The organism is Nonomuraea sp. NPDC004186, assembly GCF_053603495.1.
Genome location: NZ_JBSGFQ010000233.1, coordinates 1 through 8,387, shown reverse-complemented (window position 1 = coordinate 8,387; position 8,387 = coordinate 1). Strand labels below are relative to the sequence as shown.

8 protein-coding genes are annotated in these 8,387 nt (G+C 69.8%); 6 read left to right on the top strand and 2 right to left on the bottom strand.

What is annotated here, in order from left to right; all coding sequences use genetic code 11:
- From ACWEPL_RS64340 to ACWEPL_RS64315, 6 genes are all read left to right on the top strand, one after another.
- Positions 1-1,286, top strand: a 1,286-nt coding sequence (locus ACWEPL_RS64340; protein WP_452442819.1) for a serine hydrolase domain-containing protein, incomplete at its 5' end; no start/stop codon positions are given.
- The gene (locus tag ACWEPL_RS64335; protein WP_452442817.1) at positions 1,283-2,077 is read left to right on the top strand and encodes a GNAT family N-acetyltransferase; all 795 of its coding nucleotides are present in this window, start codon (positions 1,283-1,285) and stop codon (positions 2,075-2,077) included. The genes ACWEPL_RS64340 and ACWEPL_RS64335, both read left to right, overlap by 4 nt.
- 2 nt (positions 2,078-2,079) lie before the next feature.
- Positions 2,080-3,207: an o-succinylbenzoate synthase gene (gene menC, locus ACWEPL_RS64330; protein WP_452442815.1), complete on the top strand. Its 1,128-nt coding sequence runs from the start codon at positions 2,080-2,082 to the stop codon at positions 3,205-3,207.
- A 24-nt stretch (positions 3,208-3,231) separates the two neighbouring features.
- Positions 3,232-4,782 (top strand): GMC family oxidoreductase, encoded by a 1,551-nt coding sequence (locus ACWEPL_RS64325; RefSeq protein ID WP_452442813.1) that lies wholly within the window; start codon positions 3,232-3,234, stop codon positions 4,780-4,782.
- Between the two features lie 30 nt (positions 4,783-4,812).
- Positions 4,813-6,240 carry an aldehyde dehydrogenase family protein gene (locus tag ACWEPL_RS64320; RefSeq protein ID WP_452442811.1) on the top strand — a complete coding sequence of 476 codons (1,428 nt, stop codon included), beginning with the start codon at positions 4,813-4,815 and terminating at the stop codon, positions 6,238-6,240.
- A gap of 137 nt (positions 6,241-6,377) precedes the next feature.
- The gene (locus tag ACWEPL_RS64315; RefSeq protein ID WP_452442809.1) at positions 6,378-7,079 is read left to right on the top strand and encodes a hypothetical protein; all 702 of its coding nucleotides are present in this window, start codon (positions 6,378-6,380) and stop codon (positions 7,077-7,079) included.
- On the opposite strand, the gene ACWEPL_RS64310 is transcribed toward ACWEPL_RS64315, so the two are convergent.
- Both ACWEPL_RS64310 and ACWEPL_RS64305 read right to left on the bottom strand, forming a co-directional pair.
- Entirely contained in the window at positions 6,994-8,121 is a 1,128-nt protein-coding gene (locus ACWEPL_RS64310) for a hypothetical protein (protein ID WP_452442807.1), read from the bottom strand. The genes ACWEPL_RS64315 and ACWEPL_RS64310 overlap by 86 nt on opposite strands.
- Positions 8,046-8,387, bottom strand: a 342-nt coding sequence (locus tag ACWEPL_RS64305) for a hypothetical protein (protein WP_452442805.1), incomplete at its 5' end; no start/stop codon positions are given. The genes ACWEPL_RS64310 and ACWEPL_RS64305, both read right to left, overlap by 76 nt.

Genomic DNA, 8,387 nt, shown 5'->3' with positions numbered 1-8,387 from the left:
GCATCGTGCAGCTCGATCGGAGCGGAACGGTCTTCGACCGCATCACGGTCAGCTCCGGGGTCCTGAACGTCTCGACCCGGGAACCCGTCATCGACGACGCCGTCTTTCAGATCGGGTCGATCACGAAGGTCTGGACGACGATGCTCGTCATGCAGCTCGTCGACGAGGGGCTGCTCGATCTCGACGCTCCCGTGCACGAAATCCTGCCGGACTTCAGGCTGGCCGATGACGAGTCGCCCTCGGTGACGGTACGGGCGTTGCTCAACCACACCAGCGGCATCGACGGGGACGTCTTCACCGACACCGGGAGGGGAGACGACTGCGTCGCGCGATACGTGGAGCACCTCGCCGCCGTCTCCCACATCCACCCGCTTGGAGAGAGGTTCTCCTACTGCAATGCCGGCTTCGTCGTCGCGGGCCGCATCGTCGAGGTGCTCCGCGACATGACGTGGGACGAGGCACTGCTCCACTATTTGATCAAGCCGATGGGCCTGCGGCACACCATCACCCTGAGCGAGGACGCACCCAGGTTCGCCACGGCGACCGGCCACGCCGGCTTCGGCGACGAGTCGGCCCCGGTGCCCCAGTGGTCGATCACCCGATCCATGGGACCCGCGGGCCTGATCGTGGCGAGCGTCGGCGACCTGCTGACGTTCGCGGAGATGTCACTGCGCGGAGGGGTGACCCGGGAAGGCGTTCGTCTGCTGTCAGCCGGCAGCGCTCGCCTGATGACCATCGAGCATGTCGATCTGAGACAGAGCGTCGCCACCGTCCAAGGCTGGGGACTGGGCTGGTTCCTCGAGGACTGGCGGGGAACCTTCGTGTACGGCCATGACGGCGGCACGATCGGCCAACTTTCATACCTGCGCTTGATCCCCGGTACGAACTACGCGGTGGCGTTGCTGACCAGCGGTGGTCAACCGGATGGTCTCTTCTACGAGCTGTTCGCGGACGTCACGTCGTCGATCGACGGCAGTCTGCCCCCGGTCCGGGTCCGGGCCGACATGACACGTGCACCCGAACCGCTGGAGGGCGCCTGGGAGTGCGCCGGCTATCGCGCGGAGGTGGCCCCCGACGCGGACGGTCTCAGACTGACACTGTGGGAGCGGAAGGGGCATCTGCGCGACGGCACGGCAGCAGAGCCGGAGTCCGTCGCGCTGCATGCCTCGAACATCCCGGGCGTCTACGCCTACACCACCGCTGAGCTCGCGGGGCAGGAGCAGTTCCGGCCCGTCGTCGGCGGCGTCTACAACGGACACCGCTTCCTGCGGCAGGAGCGCTCATGACGACCCAGGCGCCGATCTCGACCTCCATGGAGTTGCGGCTGCTTCACCGCCCGGAGGAGATGTCTGCCGCCTCCGAGCTCGTGGCGCAGATCTGGAAGGTCCAAAACACCCAGTCGCATGTCAGCCCGGAGCTCCTCACGGCGTTCGCGCACGCGGGCAACTACGTCGCCGGTGGTTTCCGCGGCCATGAGCTCATGGCGGTCTGCGTCGGGTTCTTCTACCCGCCCCGGGAGAATGCCCTGCACTCCCACATCGCCGGCGTGCGACCAGACGCGGCGGGCACAGGATGGGGCAGAGCCCTCAAGCACCACCAGCGCGACTGGTGCCTGGCCCGCGGTGTCACCCGCGTGACGTGGACCTATGACCCTCTGGTGGCCCGGAACGCGTACTTCAACCTCCACAAGCTCGGCTGTGAGGTCGAGGTCTACCTGCCCGACTTCTACGGACCGATGGGTGACGGGCTCAACCAGGGCCAGCACAGCGACCGGATCATGGTGGCCTGGCACATCGGGCAGGCCACGGCGCCCTCACGAGCCGAGAAGAAGCACGGCCCCGCCGTGCTGAGGTCCGTGGACCGGCGACCCCAGCTCGACCTCGGCCGGGCGGAGTCTCTGACCCGATGCGTCGTGGAGATCCCCTCGGACATCGAGGCTCTACGGCGCCACGAACCCGAGCTCGCGATCTCATGGCGGCTCGCGCTACGACGGGCGCTGGGTGGGCTGCTGGAAGAAGGCTGGGTCGTCGTCGATTTCGACCGCCGGGGTCACTACTGCCTCACGAGGAGCACCTGAGAATGCACATCGAGCGTGTCGAGCTCATCACGGTCCGGATGCCGCTGATCCACCCGTTCACCACCTCGTTCTCCACCCAGACGGAGCGCCTTCCGCTCCTGATCCGGGTCACGGCCTCAGACCACGGCGGCACCGTGACAGGGTGGGGTGAGTGCGTCGCCCTCGCCGAGCCGTTCTACTCGCCGGAATACCTTGAGGGAGCACGAGAGGTCCTGCGGCGATTCCTCGTGCCCGCGCTGTTCGAGTGGCAGGCCGCGGGTCACGCCGTGTCGGCATCGACGGTCGGCGCGGCACTTGAGCACGTGGTCGGCCACCGCATGGCCAAGGGCGCTCTGGAGATGGCGATCCTGGATGCCCAGCTGCGGCTGCGGAACATGTCGTTCGCAGCGCAGCTCGGTGTGACCCGCGTCTCGGTGCCGTCGGGGGTCAGCGTCGGCATCGAGAAGTCGATTCCCGACCTGCTCGGTCGGGTGGGCGACTTCGTCGACCAGGGCTACGCGCGCATCAAACTCAAGATCCAGCCCGGGTGGGACCTCGAGCCGGTCAAGGCGGTGCGCGAGCGGTTCGGCGACATCGCGCTGCAGGTTGACGCGAACACCGCCTACCGGCTCTCCGATGCCCAGCGGCTGCGCGGACTCGACCCCTTCGATCTGCTGCTGATCGAACAGCCGCTGGCCGAGGAGGACCTCCGACAGCATGCGCTGCTCGCGGGCATGCTCACCACGCCTATCTGCCTGGACGAGTCGATCGTTGACGCGCGGTCGGCCGCCGACGCGATCGCGCTGGGGGCGGCGAGTGTCATCAACATCAAGCCAGGAAGGGTGGGGGGATACCTCGAGGCGGCACGCATCCATGACCTCGCGCTGGCGCACGGCGTCGCGGTCTGGTGCGGCGGCATGCTCGAGACCGGCATCGGCCGAGCCGCCAACGCGGCGCTGGCCGGGCTCCCGGGCTTCACGCTGCCCGGCGACATCTCGGGCTCGGATCGGTTCTACGCCCAGGACATCACCGAGCCGATCGTCATGAAGGACGGCGCGGTGTCGATCCCCGGCGGACCCGGGTTCGGCGTCGAACCCCTTCCCGCGGCACTCGGCGAGATGACCGTTCACACGCTCGATCTCACCGCCTAGCGACGAGACCAAGGATCAGGCCAGATGGGATCAGCAGGCAGCTACGACACCATCGTCGTCGGAGCGGGCTCGTCCGGCTCGGCACTCGCGGCACGGCTCGCCGACGCGGGACAGCGGGTGCTGCTGCTCGAGGCCGGCCGGGACTACGCGGCCTCGCAGCTTCCGGAGGCATGGAGGTCGCCGAATCCGTTGAACGCGATCCTGAACTCCGACTACAACGCGTTCTTGTGGGACGGGCATCTGGCCACCAGGACCGAGGCCCAGGAGTCCTACCTGTACTGGCGAGGCAAGGGCCTCGGCGGAAGCTCGACGGTGAACGGGCAGATCGCGATCCGGCCGCCCATCGAGGACTTCGACGAGTGGGCGGCCTCCGGTTGCACCGGATGGTCGTCCGCGGAGGTCATGGCGGACTTCGTCGCCCTGGAGTCCGACGCCGGCTTCGGCGACGAGGACTACCACGGCACCGCCGGCCCGATCCCCGTCTACCGGGCCCCGGTCGACACGTGGGGCTCGGTCGACAAGGCGCTCCGCGCGGCAGCGCTCGCCTCGGGTTTCGGGTGGGCCCCGGACGTCAACGCACCCGGCGCGACCGGCGTCTCTCCCTACCCCATCAACTCGATCGACCGTCGACGGGTCTCGTGCCACGACGCCTACCTGGAGCCACGTCGCGACAACCCGGGCCTCACCATCCGCGGCGACAGCCTGGTCGACGTGGTCCTCTTCGAACGTGCTCGAGCAGTCGGCGTCCGGCTGGCCAACGGATCGGCCTTCCACGCGAACCAGGTCGTGCTCAGCGCGGGCGCCACGGCCTCGCCCTCGATTCTCATGCGCTCGGGCATCGGCCCCGCCGATGATCTCCGACGGCTGGGCATCGAGGTCCGTGCCGATCTGCCGGTGGGCCGGGGGCTCCAGGACCATCCGATGGCGCTGATCGGCATCCCGCTCACCGAGGCGGCGTCGGCCGGTCCTGCCGACCGGCACACGAACTGCTGCGTGCGCTACAGCAGCGGAGCCGTGCCCGGCGGGAACGACATGATGATGGTCGCCCTCAACCAGAACGCGCTGGCCATGGCGGCGGCCGAAGTGCGCGCCGGCGCCGGTGCCGTCGGGGTGTTCGTCAACCGGACCTACTCGCGCGGAACGCTGAAGCTTCGAAGCGCCGACCCGTGCACGCAGCCCCGGGTGGCGTTGAACATGTTGTCGGACGAGCGCGACATCGACCGCCTGGAAGCGGGCATCAGGCTCCTCAGCGACCTGGTGGCCCACTCCAGCTTCGCGGAGATCGCCGACGGCGATCTCTGGCGGGTCAATTCGTCGCTGCGCGATGCCCTGGACACACCAGGGCGACTGCGCGACTACCTGCGCGCCAGCGTGGTCGACACGCAGCACGCGACGAGCACGTGCCGGATGGGAGATCCGAACGCGCCGGAGACGGTCGTCGACCCCCGGTGCGAGGTCCTCGGTTTCGAGGGTCTCCGAGTCGTCGATGCCTCCGTCTTCCCCTTCGTCCCACGCGCCAACACCCATCTCGCCTGCGTGATGTTCGGCGAGCACATGGCCCGCAGGCTCCACTGAAGCCGGCTTCGATCCAGAAGGAACGAGCAGATGAAGCGCCTGAGCAACATCATCGACGGCACCCCGGTCGAAGCCGCGGACCCGGAACTCCGCAGCGTCGTCAACCCGGCCACCGAACAGGTCGTCGCACTGATTCCGGCCGGATCGGCCGCCGACGCCGCGGCGGCGGTGGAGTCGGCGCAGGCCGCGCACGCGGGCTGGGCGAGGCTCGACCTCGAGGACCGCCTCGGCCGGCTGAGCCGCACCGCCGACCTCCTCGAAGGGCATGTGCGCGAGCTGGCGGAACTCGAGAACCGGGAGATGGGCAAGCCTGTCCCGCTCGCCGAGCAGTTCATCGCGGGCGGAATCGCCTCGTTCCGGCTCGGCATCGAGCGGGCGCGGTCCTATCCGTTCGTCGCCGACGTCACAGCTCCGGGCGAGTCCGGACGGACAGTGGTCATCCGTGAGCCGCTGGGCGTGCTGGCACTCATCGTGCCCTGGAACTTCACGGTGACCTCGATCCTGGGAGCCCTCGGCCCCCTGCTCGCCGCCGGCAACACAGTGGTGATCAAGCCCTCGGAGAAGGCGCCGCTGTCCGCGGCCCGGCTCGTCGAGCTGTGCGACCTTCCGGCAGGCGTGGTGAACCTTCTCCTGGGCGACGCGCGCGCCGGCAAGCCCTTGGCCGAGCACGAGGCGGTCAAGCTGGTGCACTTCACCGGGTCTGTCGAGGCGGGCCGCAGCGTCGCCGTCGCCGCGGCCAAGCGCCTTCAGCGAACGATCCTGGAACTGGGAGGGAACGACCCCGTCCTCGTCGACGCCGACGTCGACGTGGCCGCCACCGCCAAGGCGGTCGCGACGTCGACGTTCCTCAACAGCGGACAGATCTGCACGTCGTCGGAGCGGATCTACGTGCATCGCGCGGTCGCGGACGAGTTCATCGCCGCCCTCGTGGCCGAAGCCGAAGGCTGGACGATGAGCGACGACCCCTACTCCCCGGGCCTGGGACCACTGGTCGACGACACCCAGAGGAGGATCGTGCACGACCACGTCCACGAAGCCGTCGACCGCGGGGCGACGCTGCTCTGCGGTGGCGGGCAACCAGACCGGCCCGGATACTTCTACCCCGCGACGGTGCTGACCGAGGTCACCTCGGACATGCGCATCATGAAAGAGGAGACCTTCGGGCCGGTCGCCCCCGTCACCGTGGTCGACTCCTTCGCCGAAGCCATCGACCTGGCCAACACCACAAGCTTCGGACTCGCGGCGACGGTCTATTCCTCGACCCCCGAGAACCTGCGGCGCTGCAGGGAGATCAACGCCGCTCTCGTGTGGATCAACGAGTGGCAACACGGTGGCGTCAACATGGTCTACGAGCCGCGGGGGGTCAGCGGGATGGGTGCGACCGGGGCAGCGGCCTCGTTCGACGCCGCCACCCGCCCGGTGTCGATGCTCTACTCGCCGTCCACGAACCACGGGTAGCACGGGGCCGCACTCCGGAGAGCCGAACATGAGTAGGGGCTACTCATGTCCGGCGATGGGCCGCGGGACAGGATGCGATCACGGGGCTGGGAGTGCCCGCCCGCGATCCGTTCCTTGATCTCTCCCGGGGGAAGAACATGCTCACACGTTCCGGCAGGCTCGCGGCGATGACCGCGTCGGGATGCCTGGCGATGTCGGTGCTCGGGGTTAAGGGGGCCGGCGCCGAGACCGCGTTCGCCCCTGACACCTGCGCCAGCGGGTACGTCTGGCGCGGCGCGCGGTCCAGCGACCACGTCTGCGTGGACCCGGCCGTACGCGACCGGACGCGGTCGGAGAACGCCTCCGGGGTCTGGCACGCGTGCACGACCGGGTTCGTCTGGCGGGAGGCGTACACCGGTGACTACCGGTGCGTGGTCCCCAGCTCCCGCTCCCAGGCGCGGCAGGACAACGGCAGCGCGGCCCGCAGGCTCGCCTGGGTCGTCATGATGAAGCGCAACCACGCCGGTAACGGGCCTTCGTGCGACGGTGAAACCTGCTCCACCACCAACGAGGGGCCTTACCAGACCGTGGGCGTCCGCGGCTACTACCTGACGCCGGGCACCCAGGTCGCCGTCCAGGTCAGGCGCGCCTCGGATGACCGGGTGCTGTGGCAGGGCCGGGCCACGGCGCAGTCGGGCGGTAACGGACCGGCGGGCAGCTACTCGGTCGACACGGGGCGGGTCCTGTGCGGTGGTAGCTCGTTCGCGGCGCCGCTCACCGCGTACGTGGTGGTGCGCGGCGACGGCGGGCAGTGGTCGCCGCGCGTGCCGATCGCCTGGCGGTCCTGCGGACTGGTGTGATCAGCGTGCCGGGGGGTTCCGGCCGGGGCCCGGTGAGGATCCTCGCGTTGAGCACCGTGGTGACCTTGAGGGCCCATTCGCTGCCGTAGCGCAACCCGTTGTCGTCCATCCAGGCGATCACCGGCCGGCCCTGGCCGTCCAGGGTCATGGCCAGGCCGGCGCCGGGGCCGTACCGGATCCTGCCCACGACGGCGCTCTCGCACCGGCCGCCCGAGCAGGCGGCCAGCATGATCCGGTGGGCGGCGAGGTCCTGGTAGACCACCAGTGCCCGTCCGGCCGCGTCCGTCACCACGGTGGGAAGCGCGCCGCGGGACAGGCCCGCCGGCGCGACCGGGTCGATCCGGGCGCAGTCACGGTCACGGCAGTCGAGCAGGCTGACCGAGCCGTCACGCATGTCGCGGTGGACGATGACCGGGCGACCGTCGGCACGCATGGCCATGGACACACCCCCGCGCATGCGGCTCTCGTACGAAGGTTCCGTGTCCCGGCAGTCCCGGGCCGTCGTCACGCGCGGCGTCGTGCAGTCCGCGTCGGCGCAGGTGATCACGGACAGGGCGCCGTTCCTGGAGTTGAGCCGCGCGGCCACCGGACGGTCGTCCGCGCCGACCGCCACCGCCAGGCTGCGATAACCGCTGTCGTCGAAGGGCGACTCCAGTTCGGCGGCCATCTTCCGCTCGGGCCGGGAACAGGCCGGATCGTCGCAGAACGTGAACGGGACCGTCTCCGACCCGGGCTCGGACGGAGGCCGGTCCGCCGGCCTCTCGTTCCGGCGCGTCTCCACGACGACCAGGCCGCCGTCCGGGCGTACGGCGAGGGCCACGGAGCTGCCTTGCGGGTCGAAGGTGGGCTCGGACAGCGGCTTGCCGCCCGCCGGGGGCACGAACCCGTTGCCGTCGCAGATCAGCAGGCCGAGCCGGACGGCGTTCCCCAGGCGGCCCCGGACCTGGGGGTCCGCGTTCCAGGCGGTCAGGACCAGGCGGCCGTCGGCCAGCCGGGCGCTGGCACCGACGGGTCCCGTCTTGGTGCGCTCCTGCCTGGCCACGCGAACGAGGTGTCCCGGCAGGCGGCGTCCACGCAGGTGAGCAGCCTGGTCGAGCTGTACACGCTGTCCATGACCATGGTCAGCGGCAGGTCCGTGCCGGGATACACGGCACGCAGGTCGACGGCGGACAGCGAGGGACCGCCGGTGCCGCCCGAGCCCCTTGACCTGAGTGTCCATCCCTCGGTCACGTTCGTCTCGGAGACCTCCACCCAGCCGAGCGGGTTGGTCAGGGCGACGCCGCCGTACAGCAGACCCGGCAGCGCCAG

Coding starts and splice junctions, on each gene's coding strand:
- ACWEPL_RS64335 (WP_452442817.1), top strand. CDS start 1,283: ATGACGACCCAGGCGCCGATCTCGACCTCCATGGAGTTGCGGCTGCTT.
- ACWEPL_RS64325 (WP_452442813.1), top strand. CDS start 3,232: ATGGGATCAGCAGGCAGCTACGACACCATCGTCGTCGGAGCGGGCTCG.
- ACWEPL_RS64320 (WP_452442811.1), top strand. CDS start 4,813: ATGAAGCGCCTGAGCAACATCATCGACGGCACCCCGGTCGAAGCCGCG.
- menC (WP_452442815.1), top strand. CDS start 2,080: ATGCACATCGAGCGTGTCGAGCTCATCACGGTCCGGATGCCGCTGATC.
- ACWEPL_RS64315 (WP_452442809.1), top strand. CDS start 6,378: ATGCTCACACGTTCCGGCAGGCTCGCGGCGATGACCGCGTCGGGATGC.